The sequence below is a fragment of the Aurantiacibacter gangjinensis genome (assembly GCF_001886695.1).
Classification (GTDB): Bacteria; Pseudomonadota; Alphaproteobacteria; order Sphingomonadales; family Sphingomonadaceae; genus Alteraurantiacibacter; species Alteraurantiacibacter gangjinensis.
Genome location: NZ_CP018097.1, coordinates 195,059 through 212,974, shown reverse-complemented (window position 1 = coordinate 212,974; position 17,916 = coordinate 195,059). Strand labels below are relative to the sequence as shown.

The window sequence follows — 17,916 nt, the reverse complement described above, 5'->3', positions numbered from 1 at the left end:
TTACCCATCGGCGGATCGATAGAGTTTCGCCTCAGCCGTGCGGCGGCGCGCGAGGCCGCGCATTACGCGCCCGCCCGCATAGCACCAGCGGTCGAATTCGCGCGCGGCTCCGGCGAAGTCTCCTATCCTGTGCTTGCGGGTGAGCGTCGCCTTGGCGATGGCGCCTGTATTGTAGTGGAAGCTGACCAGAGCGTCGAACTGCGCCTGGCTGGTGCGTGCATCGCCAAGGGCGCGTGCCACATCGTCTGCATAGCGTTCAAGGTCCGCCTCCAGCCGTGCATCACAGGCATCCCTGGTCCAGACGGTGCCGGGGCCGATGCCGACGCCGGTCGCACCCCAGCCTATGGTCCAAGGATCGCCGCCCGTCCCGGGGTCGGGATAGGCCTCCACGCGCCCGTCCCGGCGCAGCTTCGCACAGCCTTCGAACTGCTTGATGAGGGCTATCCCGCGCGGGCTGATGCGGCGCGGTGTGTCGTGCGTCTCGTCGTAACCTGGAGCACATGGAGCACTGTCCTGGTGCGAAATATCCAGAGCGCCATCCAGCCGCGCGACCTCGCCCTGCCGGAGCGGGCGGCCGAGGATGCGGCGCAGCGTGTCGAAGATGGGTTTGCGGTTCATGGGGTGGGCCTTTCCTGACGTGTTCGGGCCAGCGGCGCTAGGCACGATGCACGCCTGTAGGAAAGAGGTGTAAAGAGCTCTTGACTGACAAGAGGTCTTTACAGTAAAGAGCTCTTTACAGGCAGCGGAGATCGAATCGGTGAACAACCGCGTGAAGGATTATCGGGAAGCGAAAGGCTGGAGCCAAGGCGAACTCGCCCGGCGGCTGGGCGTGTCGCGCCAGACGATCAACGCGGTGGAAACCGACAAATACGATCCATCGCTGCCTTTGGCGCTCCGCATGGCGAAGCTGTTTGCCGTCGCCGTGCCGGACATTTTCATCGACGAGTGGGAACCTGCGGAATGACAAGCGCGACGACTTCGAAAACACCCAAATGGCGGACATTGCTGGTCTGGGCGATCTGCGGTGGCGGCGGGTATCTGATCGGCAGCTATCTGGCGCGAAACGGTTTCGAGCTGTGGCCGTCCGTGGGAACCGATGTCGTGATCGCGCTTGGCGTCGCGCTTATCTATCTGCTGCTCGGCCTGTTTTTGCTAGGCGCGCGTCTCAGCCCGGCGTTCCGTCGCTCTACCATGAGCGAGCTCGATGCAGCAGACGTGGAAGACCAGAAGCCGCTTTTCTCGCTGCAATCGGTCGCCGTCATCCTTTGGGCGATAGCCCTGGCGGCTCTGGCGCTGGCGGGCCACGGAGCGCCGCTCAGCAGCACGGCTGGAGCAGCGATGTTCCTTGGCGCCATGGTACTGGGAGGCGTGCTCTATTGGCGCAGCCTTCCCATGCTCGACGAACTGATGCGTGCAACGACGCTTGAATCGGCCGCCATAACCTATGGCCTCGTCCTCGCGATTGGCGGCGGGTGGATGGCGCTGGGTCATCTCGATCTGGTCGCAGACCCGACGATGCTGGTGCTCGTCACGATGTTCTGGGTGCTCGCGCTTGTCGGCACCGTAGTCGCCGTCGCACGGCGCGGCATGCTCGAAGATGATTGATTGTGGACACTGAAGGGACAGGGACGATGGCCGACATCGATATCGAACAGGCGGATAACAAGCGCCGCACGAAAAAGACTATCTTCTCGGTCGGGCTGGGCGGCCTCATCGGATTTATCGGCGCGATGGGTGCGCTGCGATTGGCCGATAGCGGCGTGCTGGGCAGCCTTGGCGCATCGGAAGAGATCGCCTTGCTGGTCGCCATGCTCTATGCGCTGACGGGAGCCTCGGTCCTGTTTGGCCTCGTCGCCCCGAACGCGGGTGCCAGGTTCCTCAATGTCGAGGATGCCGACGAACTGCGCGAGCAGAAACCTATGTTGCTGGGCAGCGGTATCGGCATGCTGGCCTTGGGCGGGCTACTGGTGATGGCTGCGCTGGGCGGGGAGGGCGGCGTCAGCGCGCCTGCCACCACGTTGATGGCCTGTGCCGTGCTGCTGGTTGTTGCTGCTATCACCTCGATTAGGTCATGGCGCCTGCAGGACGAATTGATGCGCGCGGTGGGTAGCGAGACTGCCGGCCTTGCCTTCTATATCGTGGTGCTGGCGGGCGGCACTTGGAGCTTGCTGGCCCATCTCGGCTACGCAGCGGGACCGGCTCCGCTGGATTGGCTGACGATGTTTTGGGCCTTCCTGCTTCTCGCCGCTTTCATCGTGGTGGGACGGCGCGGCATGATGAAAATGCGCTAGAGCGCGGTGTCAGGCATCCTTGGGTCGCGGCTCGTCATCGTCATGCGTCGCGGCCCATACGAGGCTACCCGCGCTGAGGCCGTGAACCACGGTCGATACGAGGATGGTAAACACCACCGTCGCCCACAGCGCGCCTTCGTCCACCAGATCCAGCTGGCTGCCCGCATAGGCCATGTAATAGATAGAGCCGAGCCCGCGCACTCCGAAGAAAGCCACCACGCCGCGCTGTTTTAATGACAGGTTCGTGCCTGCCAGCGCCAGCATCCCGCTGATCGGCCGGATGAGGAAAATGAGCGCTAGGCCAAGCGCGGCATGCTGCCAGTCGAGATAGGGCCATAGCGCCGGGATCGTGCCACCGATCAGCACCAGCAGGATTGCCGTGACGGCATGTTCCAGCGCCTCGGAAAAGCTGTGCAGGCGGGCGTGATATTCATGGTCCGCCTCCGCGCGGCGCAGCACCAGCCCCATTACGAAGGCCGCGATGAAGCCGTAGCCTTCCACCAGCTCCGTCGCGCCGTAGGTGAGGAGAACGCCCGCGAGCGCGATAACGCCCGTGCCGGTGCGCGCCAGCGGGTTGGCCTTGGGCAGGCCGAACAGGACTTTGCCTAGTAGCCAGCCAGCAGCGATACCGCACAGCACGCCCACGCCGATCTTGTAGACCACGTAAAGGCCGAACCATTCGCCGATCCACTCGCCCGCCGCGCCCTGCGCCGCGACGATGAAGATGGCGAGATAGACGAAAGGAAAGGCGAGCCCGTCGTTAAGGCCAGCCTCTGCCGTGAGGGCGAGACGCACCGGATGCTCACCGCCTTCCAGCGGCGGGCCGACCTGAACGTCCGCGGCCAGCACCGGATCGGTTGGCGCCATCACGGCGGCCAACAACACCGCGCCTGCCAGCGTCAGCCCGATAGCCGTGCCGAATACAACGACCGCGACGATGCAGAGCGGCATGGCAATGGCGAGCAGGCGCACGGTAGGTGTCCACTTGCCCTTGCCCGTCAGCCGGTCGATCCGCAGCCCTGTACCGAACAGCGCGACGATGACCGCGAACTCGCTCGCATATTGCCAGAAGCCGGGCCTATCGAGCGGGCTGAAGGCTTCGGGCACGCCCGGCAGCAGGCCGAAACTCAGCAATCCGCCAAGGATCAGCAGCGCCGATGCGGCGGGCTCGCGCCCAGAGAAGAAGCGCGGCAGCCAGTAGGCGAGCACGATGGCGAGCCCGCAGCCTGCAAGCAGCACGTGATAGGGCGAGAGGCTGAAGAAAGGACCGTCCATGGGCATGGAACGCGCCGGATGCCGGAAAGTCTCCGGTTTCACTGGCGGGAAAGTTTTGCATATTATCACCGAGCAGCAGGGCTTTGTCGGGAGGGCCATGAATGGCGACGAGAATTACGGGAGGTTTGGCACCGCTGCTGGCGGTTCTCCTGCTGGCGTGCGGAGCCGGTTTCGCCGATCACCCGAGCGATGGGCCGCAATCAGTCGTACTGGAAATGCCGGATGGCGCAGAGGACAAGCTCGGCAGCGAGAAGCAGCAACGATTTTCTACTTTGCGCGACGAGTTGCGGACGCGCGCCTTGCAAGAGGCCGCCGATCTGGGCGAGGCGCCGGTCGGGTTTGGCGAGCAGATCGGCCACAGGGGCGACAGGTTGCTGATCGGAGCTGTCGGCCCGCAAGGCGGGGTGTTTTACGCCATCCCGTTCTTTGGCGAGTTTCCCGGACCGGATGGCGACGATCCGTGGACCATGCTGCGTCAAGACGGTGTCCGGGATGTGTTCGACGCTTGTCGCTTTACGATCCGCGCCGACGACTTGCCCGCGCCCCATCGCTTCGCCGATCGCTGGCGCTTTACAAATCTATGGGCCGATCCGAACACCTGTGTGCCGCAGATGGCAGGGGACACGACGCCGATCGACCCTCACCGGCCAGGGTATAGGATTTTTCGCCACAATGCCGAAGTGGAACCCGGAATTCATCTTGCCGTGGTGGAGCTTCCCGATGGCTATTCATCGGATTTCAATCCCGATACCGCACTCGATACATACGCTGGTGCACGAACGATAACCCGGTCCATGGCTCTGCCCCTGTTCGGCTGGCATTCCGGCTTTGCCGATCTGGCGGATGGGGCGCGGCTGTTCATCTATGCCGAGGCGCACGAATGGGAAAGTGCAGCGGCGTGCGTTATCGAGGGGTTGGACTGGCAACGCTTTCGCGAGTTCGACCGGCCACGCACCGCCCGCGATCCGTTACGCGAATGGTGCCGCGGTGTTCTTTCGCAGCACCGGCAAGCCATGCGTCAGAGGAGAGCCGAACGGTTTCGCAGCATGCCACCGCCCGTCATCCAGACGACGCCGGTCGACTGATGATAGAGAAAGGGCCGCCCGGTTTCCCGCGCGGCCCCTTTTGTAGGTTCCGGTGCCCGATCAGCTGCTATAATACATATCGAACTCGACCGGGCTCGGCGTGGTTTCGAAGCGCAGCACTTCGTCCCATTTCAGGTCCGCATAGGCGTCGATCTGGTCCTTGGAGAACACGCCGCCTTTCAGCAGGAATTCGTGATCGTCCTTCAGCGCCAGCAGCGCCTCGCGCAAGCTGCCGCAGACGGTCGGCACGTCGGCCAGTTCGGCTGGCGGCAGATCGTAGAGGTTCTTGTCCATCGCATCGCCCGGGTGGATCTTGTTCTCGATCCCGTCGAGGCCCGCCATCAGCAGTGCGGAGAAGGAGAGATACGGGTTCGCCAGCGCATCGGGGAAACGGAATTCCACGCGCTTGGCCTTCTCGCCCGAACCATAGGGAATACGGCATGAGGCAGAGCGGTTGCGCGCCGAATAGGCCAGCAGCACGGGCGCCTCGAAGCCCGGCACCAGACGCTTGTAGCTGTTGGTGGTGGGGTTGGTGAAGGCGTTCAGCGCCTTGGCGTGCTTGATGACGCCGCCGATGTAATGGAGACAGGTTTCCGACAGGCCGGCATATTCATTACCCGCGAAAGTCGGCTTGCCATCCTTCCAGATCGACATGTGGGTGTGCATGCCGCTGCCGTTATCGTCCTTGATTGGCTTGGGCATGAAAGTCGCCGTCTTGCCATAGGCATGGGCGACCTGGTGCACGACGTATTTGTACACCTGCACGCGGTCGGCGGTTTCGGTCAGCGTGCCGAAGGTGATGCCAAGCTCGTGTTGGGCGGCGGCCACTTCGTGGTGGTGCTTGTCCATGGGCAGGCCCATTTCCATCATGGTCGAGACCATTTCGGCACGGATATCCATGGCGCTATCGACCGGCGCGACGGGGAAATAGCCGCCCTTGGCCCGCGGGCGGTGCGCCATATTGCCCATCTCGAACTCGGTGCCGGCATTGGTCGGCAGTTCGACATCGTCGATCTGGTAGCCCGAGCCGGCATATCCATCCTCGAAGCGCACATCGTCGAACATGAAGAATTCGGGTTCCGGCCCGACATAGACGGTGTCACCGATGCCGGTGCTTTTCAGGTAGGATTCGGCGCGTTTGGCGGTGGAGCGGGGATCGCGATCGTACAATTCGCCATTGCTCGGCTCCACGATGTCGCAGTTGATCGCCAGCATCGGCGTGGCGCTGAACGGATCGATCCAGGTTGCGTCCATGTCCGGGCGCAGGATCATGTCGGATTCGTTGATCGTCTTCCAACCCTCGATGGAGGAGCCGTCGAACATCAGGCCTTCTTCCAGCGCATCCTCGTCCAGCACGCTGGCGCACATCGAAAGGTGCTGCCACTTGCCCTTGGGATCGGTGAAGCGAAGGTCGACCCACTCGATCTCCTCTTCCTTGATGCGCTTCACGATATCCGATGCACTTGCCATGTTGGTCTTTCCTTTTGTGAACTGGGTGTTTGTCGCTGGGTTGGGGCGTGGCAGTCTTGCTGCCGCGCCAAAGAGGTCAAAGCGCGTCCTCGTCCTGCTCTCCGGTGCGGATGCGGATGGCGGATGCAATGTCGGACACGAAGATCTTGCCATCGCCGATGCGGCCCGTCCTCGCGGCGTTGGCGATCGCTTCGGTCACCTGCCCTGCCAGAGTGTCGGGCACGATGATTTCCAGCTTCACCTTGGGCAGGAAATCGACGACATATTCGGCGCCGCGATAAAGCTCCGTATGCCCCTTCTGCCGGCCGAAGCCCTTCGCTTCGGTAACGGTGATGCCGGACACACCCACTTCGTGCAGCGCATCCTTCACTTCGTCGAGCTTGAAGGGTTTGATGATGGCTTCGATCTTTTTCACGGTGTCCCTGTTATTGGCCCGTTGGAACGTCCTCTTGAACGGACGCCTTGCGGTTCGGCTTGTTCCCTGCCCGCGATCTAACAAGAATCATGCCAGAGTCGCCAGCCGAAGGTTAGACGGTCGATAGTCTAGGCGAAAGGCCGAAGATCGGCTGTCGAAGCCCCGCTTTCTGGCTCTAGCAGGCACAAAAAAGCGACCAGATTTGCCGCATTCACCAGCAACACTGCCTAATTTTCAGGCAGACTGTCAGAGCCGTAGGCCAGCGACCGGATCGGTGTCCGCCATCAGGTTGAGCGACTGAACCGCCGCACCGCTCGCGCCCTTACCGAGGTTGTCTAGTACCGCGATAAGCCGCGCCGTATCGCCCGCCTCGTCGCTGGCGACATAGAGGTCGAGCCGGTCGGTCGGCTGGGCATCCTTGCGCAGCAGTATTTCGGGCGGCACCGTTTCGTGCGCTGTTACTACCGGACTTTCGGCATAATAGCGCACCAGCTCGTCGCGCAATTTGGCAGGCGTGGAGGCGCTGCGCATGGCGCTGATTGCCAGCGGCACTTCCACCACCATGCCGCGAAAGCCGGGCACCACGGCGGGCGCGAAAACCGGCGGATTGGCAAGGCCCGATTTCTTCTGCATTTCGGCCAGATGCTTGTGACCGAGATCCATGCCATAGGCGCGAAAAGCGATATCGTTGCCTTCACCTTCGAACCGTTCGATCAGCGATTTCCCACCACCGGAATAGCCCGACACCGCATTGACCGTGTAAGGCCAGTCGCGCGGCAATAGCTTGGCGCGCACGAGCGGCGCGATCAGCGCGAGAAAGCCGGTGGGGTAGCAGCCCGGATTGCTGACCCGCTGCGCGCCGGCAATCACGCTGGGGCCGACAAGTTCGGGAAAGCCGTAGGTCCAGTTCGACGCGGTGCGGTGCGCGCTGGAAGCGTCGATCACCCGCGTTCCGGAACCTTCGTCGATCAGCGCCACGGCCTCGCGCGCGGCGTCATCCGGCAGGCAGAGAATGGCGAAATCGGCGTAGTTCAGCGCGGTTTTGCGGCAGTCTGTATCCCTGCGCTCTTCATCGTTCAGACGGATGATGTCGAACTCGCTGCGATCTTTCAGCCGCTCGGTAATTTCCAGCCCGGTCGTGCCTGCGGCGCCATCGATGAAAACCGTATGTGCCACGATTATCCTGCGAGCATTTCAAGCCGGTCGAGCCGGATATAGCCTACCGGACCTTCCAGCGAGAGGCAGCCCCAAGCCCATTCGCGCATCACGTCGAGAACTTCGAAGCTGTCGCCTTCCATCAGTACGCAGAGCTCTTCACCTGCTTCGCTCGCTTCTGCCAGCAAGGGCGCGCCGCCAGGCAGCACGGTGCGCGGCTGGGGAACGGCATAATGCGGCACGAAATGGGTGCCCGCGAGGCCGATATGCGCGAGATCCCCGCGCAGGGGCACACGGCGCGGATCGGGCTTGCCTACCGGTCCGCTCAGTGCAAACGGCCCTTGCGCTGCGCTTGTTGCAATATCGGTATCGTTCTGGCTCACGCCTGCGGTCATCCGTTCTGTTCTGTTATGCCCCTGAAGGATCGGGTGCGCTTACATTCGTGTCAACGGCCATGCAAGACGGACCATAAGGCCGCATCAACCATACCGTCCGCGCAGCATATGGAAGGCTGCGCGAAGGCCCAGCGCCGCGCCGCCCTTGGACCGACCGGGGCGCGCTTGTGGGTTCCACGCGAAGGTATCGAAATGCGCCCAGTCGATATTCTCGCCCACGAACTTGTCGAGGAAGAGGCCCGCAACACTGGCCCCTGCAAAGCCATTGGAGTGGCTGTTATCGGTGTCGGCGATTTCGGATTTCAGCCATTCGGCATAGGTTTGCTGGAGAGGCAGGCGCCACGGTTCGTCGTCATGATCCTTGCCCGCGGCAATCAGCTGTTCCGCCGTCTGGTCGCGCCGCGCCATCAGCGCGGGCAGGTCCGGCCCGAGGGCGACGCGCGCTGCGCCCGTCAGGGTGGCAAAGTCGATAATCAGTTCGGGATCGTGCTCGCTCGCCAGCGTCAGCGCGTCGCCGAGGATCAAGCGGCCTTCGGCATCGGTATTGCTGATTTCCACCGTCAGCCCCTTGCGGGTCTGCAGTACGTCGCCCGGGCGGAAAGCGTTTCCGGCAACCGCATTCTCGACAGCGGGGACCACGCAATGCAGGCGCACTTTCAGGCCCGTTTTCATGATGAGTTCGGCCAGCGCCAGAGCATGGGCCGCGCCGCCCATATCCTTTTTCATCAGCAGCATGCCGCGCCCCGTCTTCATCGAAAGGCCGCCGGAATCGAAGCACACGCCCTTGCCGACAATGGCGACGCGGGGGTGATCGTCACTGCCCCAGTCCAGCTCGATCAGGCGCGGCGCATGGCTGCGCGCAGCGGCGCGGCCGACAGCGTGTACCATTGGGAAGCCCTTTTCCAGCGTGTCGCCGCGCGCCACTTCCAGCTTGGCGTCATAGGCCTTGGCGATCCGTTCGGCCTCGTCCTCCAAAGCGGCAGGGCCCATGTCTTCGGCGGGGGTGTTGACGAGATCGCGCACCAGGCTCGCGGCCTGCGCTTCTGCCGTGACCAGGTCGATCTTGGCGGCATCCTTGGTGAGCAATATGCGCGGACCTTCGGGATCGTCTTCCTTGCGATAGCGGTCGAAGCGGTATTGCGCCGTCATCCAGCCAAACATGGCAGGGCCGGGCTGGTGGTTCTCCGCGCGGCGATAGGTGCCTGCGGGCAGCTGCTCTGCCAGTTTCGCCATGCACCAAGCGGAAAGCTCGTCCGGATCGGCGACGCCGCCCACCGCGAACCAGCTCTCGTCGTCTGTGTTTTTGGCGGGCACGATCCCGACCTGATAGCCGCCGCCGTTGAATTTCTGCGCCTCCAGCGCCGCGCGCTGCGGGCCGCTCAGCCCCTTGGCGAAAGTCTCGAACGTGTCGGTGTTGACGAGGTGGATCGGCGTGGCGTCCTGCCCGCGATCCGGCTGGATCAGGTCTGGTGCGATGGTCATGGAATTCCGCTTGCCGTTTTCAGCGCCATTTGGAAAGGGTGGCGCGTGATGAAGCGACGATTCACCTGTCTTACGGTTCCAGCCCTCCTCGCGGCATTATTGATGGCAGGCTGCGAAGGCGAAGTGCAGACGCCAGAGGACGTTCCGCCGTCGCCGCCGGTCGCCACGGATACGCCGGATGGTGACAGCACGGCCACGCCCACGGGCGGCGCGCGTCAGGTTTCCGAACGCACTGACCTGTTTATTTTCGAATATTCCTACCCGCAGGCCGCGGGCGAAGTGGATGGTCTTGCCAGTTGGCTAGACACGCGGTTGGCGGCAGAGCGGGAGGCGCTGGCGGCCGAGGCGACGCGAGAACGACGCGAGGCGCGCGACAACGGCTTTCCGTTCAACACCTATTCCAGTTCCACCAGTTGGGAAGTGGTGGCAGACCTGCCCGACTGGCTGAGCCTTTCGGCGGACCTTTCCAGCTACCAAGGCGGGGCGCACCCCAATTACGGCTTCGACACCATCGTGTGGGACAAAGAGCGCGGCGTTGCGCTGAACCCGATTGCATTTTTCACCTCGCGCGAGGCGCTGGATGCGGCTTTGGGTGAGCAGCTTTGCGAGGCGCTGAATGCCGAGCGTGAGCGGCGTCGCGGCGCGCCGGTGGAGGAAGGCTCCGCAGACGAGTTCGAACAGTGCGTCGCACCCGATGAGACGAACGTCCTGCTAGGCTCCACCGATGGCGCATTGTTCAATCGCATCGGCATACAGATCGCGCCCTATGTCGCGGGGCCATATGCGGAAGGCAGCTACGAGTTCACCTTCCCGGTGACGCCCGAATTGCTCGAGGTGGTGCGCGAGGAACTCCGCGGCGCTTTCGCGGTGCGCAACTGACCTCGCATTTGCGCGGCAAAGCGCCTATGTGGGCCGCATGACGCAATACCAGCACGTTACCGACGACAAGTCCGTCTATCGCGACGGCACCATCAAGCTGCACGGGCCCGAAGGCTTCGAAGGCATGCGCAAAGCCGGACGCCTCGCTGCCGAAATTCTCGACGAGATGACCACGCTGGTGCAGCCCGGCGTCACCACGGCAGAGCTGGATACGCGCGTACGCGAAATGATGCTGGATGGCGGCGCGGTGCCCGCGACACTCGGCTATCGCGGCTATACGCATTCCTGCTGCACCAGCATCAACCACGTCGTGTGCCACGGCATCCCGGCGGACAAGCGGCTGAAGGATGGCGATATCGTCAATATCGACGTCACCCCGCTGCTGGATGGCTGGCACGGGGACACCAGCCGCATGTATTTTGCAGGCGAGCCGCCGCTGAAGGCCAAGAAGCTGGTCGAAGTCACCTATCAATGCCTGATGATCGGCATTGCCGAGGCGCGCCCCGGTGCGCGGCTGGGCGATATCGGCGCGGCGATCCAGAAATATGCGGAGCGCAACCGCTATGGCGTGGTGCGCGAGTTCTGCGGCCACGGCCTTGGCCGCCTGTTCCACGATGCGCCCGAGGTCGTTCATGCGGCACGCGCGGGCACTGGGCCGGAGCTGAAAGCGGGCATGTTCATGACCATCGAGCCGATGATCAATCTCGGCCGCCCGCATGTAAAACTGCTCAATGACGGCTGGACGGCGGTAACGCGCGACAAGTCCCTCTCGGCGCAGTTCGAACACTCCATCGGCATTACCGAGGATGGCGCGGAGATTTTCACGGCAAGTCCGAAGGGTCTGGACCAGCCGCCTTATTGATCTGGCGCAAAGTCATTGGGGGCTGCCGCTGGCATACCGGCGGCAGAGGAGATGCCCCAATGCCCCGCCACCCACTGCTTGCTTGCTGTCTGCCGCTCATCGTTGCTGCCTGCGCTGCCACGCCCGTGCAGCCGATCCAAACCGTCGCGGCGCCCGCTGCTTCCAGCGAAGCGCATGCCTTGGCGCAGGCGGCGTGCGCCGGTTGCCATTCGGTCAAGCCCTACGGCTTGTCGCCGAACCCCGATGCGCCGGAGTTCTACGTCATCGCCAATACGCCCGGCCTGACGCGCGAAACGCTGCGCGCATGGCTTATCGAGGCGCACAATTATCCCGAGCAGATGGATTTTTATCTGGAAGAGGACGAAGCGGAAACGCTCACCGACTACATGCTGACCCTTCGCCGCGCGGACTACCAGCCGCCGCGGTAAGGCTCATCCCTCCCGGGCAGCCCTGATTGCAGCACCACCAGCGAAGGGTGCGATCGCCACCAGCAGCAGGCTTATCGCCCCGGTCAGCGCGAGGCCGGTTTCGCCTCCGGTCGAGAGCGAGCCTGCGCCGAAGATCAACAGCGGCACGGCCAGCGGGATAACAAGCAGGCCTGCCAAAGCCGCACCGCCTCCGCGAAGGGCCACGGTGAGGCTGGCGATGATGATGCCAATGGCGGCGAGGCCGGGCGTACCCGCCAGCAATCCCCACAGGACCGTTCTCAAGGTCTCGCCGTCTATCCCGAGCAGTGCGCTGGCCGGGACTGCGGCCAGCATCAGAAACGGGCCGAAGCTCAGCCAGTGCGCAGCTAGCCGGATGGCGACGATCATCTCCTCTGCGATACCGCGCAATGCCCATTGGTCGAAGAAACCGCTTTCGAGGTCGGGAGCGAGCAGCCTGTCGAGCGGCAGGATGGCAGCCAGCAGCGCCGCCACCCAGATGACCCCGCCGCCCGTCGCCGCCAGCAGCTCTGGCTCCGGCCCCACGGCGAAGGGGTAGAGCATGGCGACGGCGAGGAAGAACAGCAGCGGCAACAGCGTGTTACCCCTGCGCGCGCCCGGAAGGAGCAATGCGAGATCGCGTAGCAGGAGAGGGCCGAGACCCTTCATGCGGCGTAATCCGGCAGATGCAGGACTTGCGCCTGCGGAAGGCTTACGGGTTGGTGGCTGGCGACCAAGGCAATGCCGCCATCGCCGCAATGCTGCGCAATCAGCGCCTCGAGCGCGCCGCGCGCATCGGCATCGAGGCCGTTCAGCGGCTCGTCCAGCAGCCATATGCGGCTGCGCGAGGCGACCAGCCGGGCAAGGGAAGCGCGTTTGCGCTGTCCGGTGGAGAGGTAGCGCACCGGCACATCCAGCAAATCGCCCAGCTGCATGGTCTCGACGCCTTTCGCCCCATCTGCGCCGCCATCGAGCGCGTGCCAGAAGGCGAGCGCACGGCCCAGCGGCATGTGTTCGTCCAGCGCGAGGCGTTCGTCGATCAGCCCAATGCTGCCGGTGCGGCGCACCTTGCCCTCGAACGGGCGAAGCAATCCGGCAAGGATGCGGATGAGGCTCGATTTCCCCGTGCCGTTGGCGCCGGTCACATGACAAGTCTCGCCGCTGTCCAGCGCCAGCGAGAGGTCGGCAAACAGCACGCGATCGCCGCGGCGGCAGGCCAGGTCGCGGGCGGCAAGGCGGGGCACTTCCATCGGCTCACGCGTTAGGGCAAGGAACGCGCAACACGCAAGCATGGGAGTGCCCGAATGGCCGTCGAGAAATTGTCCGAAAGCGAACGCGAAACATGGCTCTCCGCGCTGGAGAGCTGGGAGCTGGCGCGTGACGGCGATGCGATATACCGCAAGTTCGAATTCACCGATTTCAGCGAGGCATGGGGCTTTATGAGCCGAGTGGCCCTGCTGGCCGATGCGCAGGACCACCATCCCGAATGGTCCAATGTCTACAACACCGTCGAGATCACGCTGACCACGCATGATGCCGACGGCCTGTCCCTGCGCGACATGAAAATGGCGAAAGCGATCGACGCGCTATAAACCGAAGCGTCAGCTATGCGCGGGCCGTCCTTCGCTCTTTTCATGCGCGCGGGCGAGGGCACGGGCGCGGCGCTTGAGGTAGCCGGGCCACCATTTGGCGATGAGCTTCATCTTCTTCGCCGTCTTGCCGACAACCACATGGGTGCTCTCGCCATGGACGGCATCCCATGCCGCCTGCGCCACATCCTCCACCGGCGTAAATTCGAATCCGGCTTTCACCACGCTGTCACGGATGGGCGTGTTGCGGCTGCGATTGGGGGCATTCTGCAATAGCGGCGTATCGATGAAGCTAGGCATGATGGAGCGGGCCTTGATCCCGTAGATCATCCATTCCGCTTCCAGGCTTTCGGTCATGCTGCGCACGCCCGCCTTGGTCGCGCCATATACGCTCTGGTTGGCGACGCCGTAGATCGCCGCCGCGCTGGCGGTGTTGAGCAGGCAGGCATCGGGCGCGGCCTGCTTGAGGTAAGGAAAAGCGGCCTTCGCCCCGTAGAAGACGGCGCGCAGGTTTACGTCCAGTAGCAGGTCCAGTTCTTCATGGGTGATTTCGGTCAGCGGACCGCCCGAGGGCAGGCCGGCATTATTCGCCACGACATTGATCGCGCCGCCTGTATGCCCGGCGAAATCGGCGAGCGCGTTCTCCCACGCGGGCACATCGGTCACGTCGAAACGGTAGGTGTGGCACATGCCGTCGGGTAGCAGGGCGCAAGTTTCATCCATGCCCTGCTGGTTGCGGTCGGATATGCCGACCAGCCACCCCTCGCTCGCAAACTTCTGCGCCATGGCGCGGCCGATGCCGCTGCCGCCCCCGGTGATGAAAATGGATTTTTGGGTCACTGATTGTCCTCTCACCGGCTGGTTAGCCGTTCGCCCAGATCTTGTCGAAGGGCGAAGCGCGAAAGGTGTTCAATCAACCCATCGGTTTCAGACCGTCACGGGCGAGCTGGCGCGATTTGCCGCGGATGTAGGAGGGCAGCCAGCGCGCGGCGAGCATGATCTTGTTCGCCGTCTTGCCGATGGGGTTGTGCAGTTTCTTGCCGTGGACGGCGTTCCAGAAGGTTTCTGCCACATCCTCGACCGGCGTGAATTCCAGCCCGGCGGCGGACACGCGGTCGCGGATCGGGCGGTTGTCGGCGGCGTGGCTAGACTGGGCGAGCAAGGGTGTGTCGATGAAGCTGGGCATCACATCGGTCACGCGAATATCGTCCGCCGCCCATTCTACATCGAGCGCTTCGGTGATGGCGCGCACGCCGAATTTGCTGGCGCAATAGACCGTCATGCCGGCCTGGCCGTATAGCCCTGCCGCGCTGCACGTATTGACGAGGCACGATCCCGGCGCGGCGGCCTTCAGGTGCGGATAGGCCGCCCGCGCGCCGTAGATCACGCCGTTGAGATTGATTGCCAGCGTGCGGTCGATCTCCTCGGTGGTGAGCTTGGCAAGGTCCCCGCCCAGCGGAACGCCGGCATTGTTGGCGAGCGCGTCGATCCGGCCACCCGCAGCTTGCGAGAAGGCCGCTAACGCTTCCTCCCACTGCTTCGGGTCGCGCACATCGAGCATGTGGATCGAGCTTTGCCCATCGGGCAGGGAAGCGGCTGTTTCCTCCATCCCTGCGCGATTGATATCGGCCAGCCCGACGAACCAGCCGCCACGGGCGAAACGCTGCGCGATGGCGCGGCCAATGCCGCTGCCGCCGCCGGTGATGAAGATGTTTTTTCTCTCCCTCATAGCAACGGCAATAGCGTTACTGACATTAGTGTCAACTGCGTGACTGCCGTCTTTCCGCTCGTCCTGAGCTTGTCGAAGGACCGCTTTCTCTTACTCCTTGCGCTCAAAGTGAAGGACGACCCTTCGACAGGCTCAGGGTGAGCGGAGAATTAGAGTTCATCGGAGCCCCTTCACATGCTCCCGCCCGTTCAGGATTTGCGCATTGGACGCTTCAAGAGTTTCACCGACCGGCTCCGCCCGCCCGCCGAGGCATTCGGCGAGGAAATTCTCCGCAATCGCATTGAAGGCGATGTTATTTTCGGGGCGCGCGAAGCCGTGGCCTTCATCGGGGAACAGGACGTAGGTGACCGGCACCCCGTCGCGCTCCATCGCTTCCACGATCTGGTCGCTTTCCGCCTGCTTCACGCGCGGATCGTTGGCACCCTGGCCGATCAGCAGCGGCTTGGTGATTTCCTTCGCGCGGTAGAGCGGGCTTATGTCCTTTAGGAATTGCCGCCCTTCCTCCGTGGAAGGATCGCCCATGCGCTCATGGAACTGCTTGATCATCGGCTCCCAATAGGGCGGAATAGTCTCCAGCAGCGTTTCCAAGTTGCTCGGCCCGACGATATCGACTCCGCAGGCAAACACATCGGGCGTAAAGGTGAGGCCGACCAGCGTGGCATAGCCACCGTAGGAGCCGCCCATGATGGCGACCTTGTCCTTTTCGGCAATGCCTTCGGCTACGGCCCAGTCCACCGCATCGAGCAGGTCGTCATGCATCTTGCCCGACCATTCGCGATTGCCCGCATTGATGAAATTCTTGCCGAAGCCGGTCGAGCCGCGGAAGTTGACGCTGAGCACCGCATAGCCGCGATTGGCGAGCCATTGGTGCGCCCGGTTGTGGCCGTACCCATCGCGCGCCCACGGGCCGCCATGCACCAGCAGCACCATCGGCACGGGCGCTTGCGGAACGCCGTCGCCATCGGGATCGACCGCCGGGGGAAGGGTGAGGTAACTGGGCAGCACGAGTCCGTCACGAGCGGCAATCTCGCGCGGATGCATCGGCTGCAGCGGCGCGCCTTCCAGCTCTGGCTTGCCGGTGTAGAACTTGGTCAGCTCCATCGCATCGCGGTCGAAAAGGTAGCTGGAAATCGGCGCTGTCAGCGGGTCGTTCCACACCAGCCAGCGACGGTCGTCATCGGTGCGCGACTGGATGCCGAAATCGCCTTCCAGCCGCTCTCGCAGCCAGTCGAAGGTCGTCTGCATCTCCTCGTCCAGCATGTGGTGCTCGGTGCGCAGATAGGTGGCGGACCAGGCGCGCACTTCGCCCGTTTTCTTGTCGCGCACCGTGCCGCCGATATCGGCCTTGTCGTGCTCCGCGATCAGCGTGCGCTCGCCTGTCGCGGTGTCTTCAGCGAAGAGCGCGGCGGTGTCGCGGCCACGGCTGTCGATCCAGTAGAGCGTGCTGCCGTCATTGGTATAGCCCGCAAGGCCCGTGGTGAGTGCATCGTCCATGCCGATGACTTCGCGTGGGGACTCGGCCACTTCGCCATCGGTGATCTCGTGCATGTCCGTGCCGCCGGCCGCATTCTGCCGCATGGCCCAACGCAGCACGAGGTCGTCATCCGCCTCGAACCCGACCCATTCGTTGTTCTCGAAGACCAATTCCAGCGAGCCATCGGTCAGATCGAGCATGTGGACATCGTGGAAGCGCGGATCGCGATTGTTGATGCCTACCAGCACCTTGTCGCGAATTCGCTCCGACGCGGCGATCAGCTGCACGCGCGTGTTATCGAACGGGGTGAGGCACTTTTCGTCCGCGCCCTCTCCCAGACCGACCTGGTAGAGCAGGTAGTTCTCGTCGCCATCCTTGTCGCGAATGTAGAGCAGGCTCTGCCCGTCCGGCGCCCAGCTATAAGACGGGATGGGGCGATCGGTTACGCTGGTCATGCGCCGCGCGGCATCGTGATCGTCAAACGGCGCGACAAAGACATTCATCACGCCTTCCCATGGTGCCATCCAGCTGACGTGACTGCCATCCGGGCTGAGCTTGCCCTGTGCGCGCACGGGGTTGCCGTAGAGATGATCACGCGGGATCAGGGGAATGTCGGCAACGCGGGCGGCGGCGGTGGTAGCAATCATGGTGTTTCCCAAAGTGTTTTGGAAGAGGTGGGGAGAGTGTCTCCAAAAGCCAAGCTAGAGCGCAGGATTGTTGTAGCAGTGCCATGTGAAAATGGCAGTCGCTCCGCGATGGGGGCGCCATGGCTCGGCGAGGGCGCGGGTGGCTTTTTCGTCGGGGCGTTCGTCAAGTCCGAGGATTTTGCCAAGGCCTGCCATCACGGCTAGGTCGCCCGCGGGCCAGATATCCGGGCGCCCTTCTGCGAAGAGAAGGTAGATTTCCGCCGACCAGCGTCCGATGCCCTTGATTTTGGTCAGTTCCGCAATCGCTTCCTCGTCATCTGCGGGGAGCTTGTCGAAATCGACCTCGCCTGCCTGCACCAATTCGCACAGGGACCTCGCATAGCCCTGTTTCTGCCGCGAGAGGCCGCAGGCGCGCAAAGTGTCGAAATCTCGTGCGAGAAGGTCTGCCGTGCCGAATTCCTCGCCCAATTCAGCCTCGAGCTTGTTCCACATGCTTGAGGCCGCCGCCACGCTTACCTGCTGGCCGACAATGGTGCGAAGCAGCGTCTTGTAGCCGGTGGGGCGGATGCGCGGTTCGGGATAGCCTGCAACTGCTAGCGCGCGGGCCATGGCAGGCTCGCGCTCGGCGACGTAATTCAGCCCTTCTTCGATCTGCGCCGCGCTCAGTCCCATCTGTCCACCTTGCCATCGCCAGCGTGATTGCCTAGCTGTCCGCCTCGCCTTTCAGATGAGGAATTGCAAGC

Annotated in this window: 21 protein-coding genes; 8 read left to right on the top strand and 13 right to left on the bottom strand. The window is 63.4% G+C overall.

The window, feature by feature from the left end:
* The gene (locus BMF35_RS01055) at positions 1-618 is read right to left on the bottom strand and encodes a lysozyme (protein WP_047006325.1); all 618 of its coding nucleotides are present in this window, start codon (positions 616-618) and stop codon (positions 1-3) included.
* A 139-nt stretch (positions 619-757) separates the two neighbouring features.
* On the opposite strand from BMF35_RS01055, the gene BMF35_RS01050 reads away from it, so the two are divergent.
* Genes BMF35_RS01050 through BMF35_RS01040 form a run of 3 tightly spaced genes read left to right on the top strand, consistent with a single transcriptional unit; the run spans position 758 to position 2,291 of the window.
* Positions 758-964 carry a helix-turn-helix transcriptional regulator gene (locus BMF35_RS01050; RefSeq protein WP_047006324.1) on the top strand — a complete coding sequence of 69 codons (207 nt, stop codon included), beginning with the start codon at positions 758-760 and terminating at the stop codon, positions 962-964.
* Entirely contained in the window at positions 961-1,605 is a 645-nt protein-coding gene (locus BMF35_RS01045; RefSeq protein ID WP_047006323.1) for a hypothetical protein, read from the top strand. Before BMF35_RS01050 ends, BMF35_RS01045 begins: the two co-directional genes overlap by 4 nt.
* Before the next feature lie 26 nt (positions 1,606-1,631).
* The gene (locus tag BMF35_RS01040) at positions 1,632-2,291 is read left to right on the top strand and encodes a hypothetical protein (protein ID WP_047006322.1); all 660 of its coding nucleotides are present in this window, start codon (positions 1,632-1,634) and stop codon (positions 2,289-2,291) included.
* Positions 2,292-2,300: 9 nt separating this feature from the next.
* On the opposite strand, the gene BMF35_RS01035 is transcribed toward BMF35_RS01040, so the two are convergent.
* Positions 2,301-3,566, bottom strand: a complete 1,266-nt coding sequence (locus BMF35_RS01035) for a cation:proton antiporter (protein WP_047006321.1) — start codon at positions 3,564-3,566, stop codon at positions 2,301-2,303.
* 101 nt (positions 3,567-3,667) lie between these two features.
* Here BMF35_RS01035 and BMF35_RS01030 point away from each other — a divergent pair, with 101 nt between their 5' ends.
* Positions 3,668-4,651: a hypothetical protein gene (locus BMF35_RS01030; RefSeq protein ID WP_156172070.1), complete on the top strand. Its 984-nt coding sequence runs from the start codon at positions 3,668-3,670 to the stop codon at positions 4,649-4,651.
* Between the two features lie 60 nt (positions 4,652-4,711).
* On the opposite strand, the gene glnA is transcribed toward BMF35_RS01030, so the two are convergent.
* The 5 genes from glnA to BMF35_RS01005 all read right to left on the bottom strand — a co-directional run bounded on the left by glnA (position 4,712) and on the right by BMF35_RS01005 (position 9,568).
* Complete coding sequence (gene glnA / locus BMF35_RS01025; protein WP_047006319.1) at positions 4,712-6,121, bottom strand: type I glutamate--ammonia ligase; 1,410 nt, start codon at positions 6,119-6,121, stop codon at positions 4,712-4,714.
* Positions 6,122-6,197: 76 nt separating this feature from the next.
* Positions 6,198-6,536 (bottom strand): P-II family nitrogen regulator, encoded by a 339-nt coding sequence (locus tag BMF35_RS01020; protein WP_047006318.1) that lies wholly within the window; start codon positions 6,534-6,536, stop codon positions 6,198-6,200.
* A 246-nt stretch (positions 6,537-6,782) separates the two neighbouring features.
* Positions 6,783-7,712: an N-acetyl-gamma-glutamyl-phosphate reductase gene (gene argC / locus BMF35_RS01015; protein ID WP_047006317.1), complete on the bottom strand. Its 930-nt coding sequence runs from the start codon at positions 7,710-7,712 to the stop codon at positions 6,783-6,785.
* A gap of 2 nt (positions 7,713-7,714) precedes the next feature.
* The gene (locus tag BMF35_RS01010; protein WP_047006316.1) at positions 7,715-8,086 is read right to left on the bottom strand and encodes a hypothetical protein; all 372 of its coding nucleotides are present in this window, start codon (positions 8,084-8,086) and stop codon (positions 7,715-7,717) included.
* A gap of 84 nt (positions 8,087-8,170) precedes the next feature.
* Positions 8,171-9,568, bottom strand: coding sequence for a leucyl aminopeptidase family protein (locus BMF35_RS01005; RefSeq protein WP_047006315.1), 1,398 nt, complete (start codon positions 9,566-9,568; stop codon positions 8,171-8,173).
* 48 nt (positions 9,569-9,616) lie between these two features.
* Here BMF35_RS01005 and BMF35_RS01000 point away from each other — a divergent pair, with 48 nt between their 5' ends.
* Genes BMF35_RS01000 through BMF35_RS00990 form a run of 3 tightly spaced genes read left to right on the top strand, consistent with a single transcriptional unit; the run spans position 9,617 to position 11,737 of the window.
* The gene (locus BMF35_RS01000) at positions 9,617-10,447 is read left to right on the top strand and encodes a DUF4163 domain-containing protein (protein WP_071961146.1); all 831 of its coding nucleotides are present in this window, start codon (positions 9,617-9,619) and stop codon (positions 10,445-10,447) included.
* 37 nt (positions 10,448-10,484) lie between these two features.
* Complete coding sequence (gene map, locus BMF35_RS00995; RefSeq protein ID WP_047006314.1) at positions 10,485-11,309, top strand: type I methionyl aminopeptidase; 825 nt, start codon at positions 10,485-10,487, stop codon at positions 11,307-11,309.
* A 59-nt stretch (positions 11,310-11,368) separates the two neighbouring features.
* Positions 11,369-11,737, top strand: a complete 369-nt coding sequence (locus BMF35_RS00990; RefSeq protein ID WP_052765964.1) for a hypothetical protein — start codon at positions 11,369-11,371, stop codon at positions 11,735-11,737.
* A gap of 3 nt (positions 11,738-11,740) precedes the next feature.
* Here BMF35_RS00990 and BMF35_RS00985 read toward each other — a convergent pair whose 3' ends face one another.
* Complete coding sequence (locus tag BMF35_RS00985) at positions 11,741-12,403, bottom strand: heme exporter protein CcmB (RefSeq protein ID WP_047006313.1); 663 nt, start codon at positions 12,401-12,403, stop codon at positions 11,741-11,743.
* Positions 12,400-12,984, bottom strand: coding sequence for a heme ABC exporter ATP-binding protein CcmA (gene ccmA, locus BMF35_RS00980; protein WP_047006312.1), 585 nt, complete (start codon positions 12,982-12,984; stop codon positions 12,400-12,402). Before ccmA ends, BMF35_RS00985 begins: the two co-directional genes overlap by 4 nt.
* A gap of 54 nt (positions 12,985-13,038) precedes the next feature.
* Between ccmA and BMF35_RS00975 the strand changes: the two genes are divergently transcribed.
* On the top strand, positions 13,039-13,326 hold the full coding sequence (locus BMF35_RS00975) for a 4a-hydroxytetrahydrobiopterin dehydratase (protein WP_047006311.1): 288 nt from the start codon (positions 13,039-13,041) through the stop codon (positions 13,324-13,326).
* 9 nt (positions 13,327-13,335) lie between these two features.
* On the opposite strand, the gene BMF35_RS00970 is transcribed toward BMF35_RS00975, so the two are convergent.
* The 4 genes from BMF35_RS00970 to BMF35_RS00955 all read right to left on the bottom strand — a co-directional run bounded on the left by BMF35_RS00970 (position 13,336) and on the right by BMF35_RS00955 (position 17,845).
* Positions 13,336-14,163 (bottom strand): SDR family oxidoreductase, encoded by an 828-nt coding sequence (locus BMF35_RS00970; RefSeq protein ID WP_071961145.1) that lies wholly within the window; start codon positions 14,161-14,163, stop codon positions 13,336-13,338.
* A gap of 73 nt (positions 14,164-14,236) precedes the next feature.
* Complete coding sequence (locus BMF35_RS00965) at positions 14,237-15,052, bottom strand: SDR family oxidoreductase (protein ID WP_047006310.1); 816 nt, start codon at positions 15,050-15,052, stop codon at positions 14,237-14,239.
* 156 nt (positions 15,053-15,208) lie between these two features.
* Positions 15,209-17,173, bottom strand: coding sequence for a S9 family peptidase (locus BMF35_RS00960; protein WP_047006309.1), 1,965 nt, complete (start codon positions 17,171-17,173; stop codon positions 15,209-15,211).
* Between the two features lie 54 nt (positions 17,174-17,227).
* Positions 17,228-17,845: a DNA-3-methyladenine glycosylase family protein gene (locus BMF35_RS00955; RefSeq protein ID WP_047006308.1), complete on the bottom strand. Its 618-nt coding sequence runs from the start codon at positions 17,843-17,845 to the stop codon at positions 17,228-17,230.
* Positions 17,846-17,916: the final 71 nt, after the last annotated feature.

Coding starts and splice junctions, on each gene's coding strand:
- BMF35_RS01030 (WP_156172070.1), top strand. CDS start 3,668: ATGGCGACGAGAATTACGGGAGGTTTGGCACCGCTGCTGGCGGTTCTC.
- BMF35_RS00990 (WP_052765964.1), top strand. CDS start 11,369: ATGCCCCGCCACCCACTGCTTGCTTGCTGTCTGCCGCTCATCGTTGCT.
- ccmA (WP_047006312.1), bottom strand. CDS start 12,984: ATGGAAGTGCCCCGCCTTGCCGCCCGCGACCTGGCCTGCCGCCGCGGC.
- BMF35_RS01040 (WP_047006322.1), top strand. CDS start 1,632: ATGGCCGACATCGATATCGAACAGGCGGATAACAAGCGCCGCACGAAA.
- BMF35_RS01035 (WP_047006321.1), bottom strand. CDS start 3,566: ATGGACGGTCCTTTCTTCAGCCTCTCGCCCTATCACGTGCTGCTTGCA.
- BMF35_RS00975 (WP_047006311.1), top strand. CDS start 13,039: ATGGCCGTCGAGAAATTGTCCGAAAGCGAACGCGAAACATGGCTCTCC.
- BMF35_RS01010 (WP_047006316.1), bottom strand. CDS start 8,086: ATGACCGCAGGCGTGAGCCAGAACGATACCGATATTGCAACAAGCGCA.
- BMF35_RS01005 (WP_047006315.1), bottom strand. CDS start 9,568: ATGACCATCGCACCAGACCTGATCCAGCCGGATCGCGGGCAGGACGCC.
- BMF35_RS01000 (WP_071961146.1), top strand. CDS start 9,617: ATGAAGCGACGATTCACCTGTCTTACGGTTCCAGCCCTCCTCGCGGCA.
- BMF35_RS01045 (WP_047006323.1), top strand. CDS start 961: ATGACAAGCGCGACGACTTCGAAAACACCCAAATGGCGGACATTGCTG.
- glnA (WP_047006319.1), bottom strand. CDS start 6,121: ATGGCAAGTGCATCGGATATCGTGAAGCGCATCAAGGAAGAGGAGATC.
- BMF35_RS00955 (WP_047006308.1), bottom strand. CDS start 17,845: ATGGGACTGAGCGCGGCGCAGATCGAAGAAGGGCTGAATTACGTCGCC.
- map (WP_047006314.1), top strand. CDS start 10,485: ATGACGCAATACCAGCACGTTACCGACGACAAGTCCGTCTATCGCGAC.
- BMF35_RS00985 (WP_047006313.1), bottom strand. CDS start 12,403: ATGAAGGGTCTCGGCCCTCTCCTGCTACGCGATCTCGCATTGCTCCTT.
- BMF35_RS00965 (WP_047006310.1), bottom strand. CDS start 15,052: ATGAGGGAGAGAAAAAACATCTTCATCACCGGCGGCGGCAGCGGCATT.
- BMF35_RS01055 (WP_047006325.1), bottom strand. CDS start 618: ATGAACCGCAAACCCATCTTCGACACGCTGCGCCGCATCCTCGGCCGC.
- BMF35_RS00960 (WP_047006309.1), bottom strand. CDS start 17,173: ATGATTGCTACCACCGCCGCCGCCCGCGTTGCCGACATTCCCCTGATC.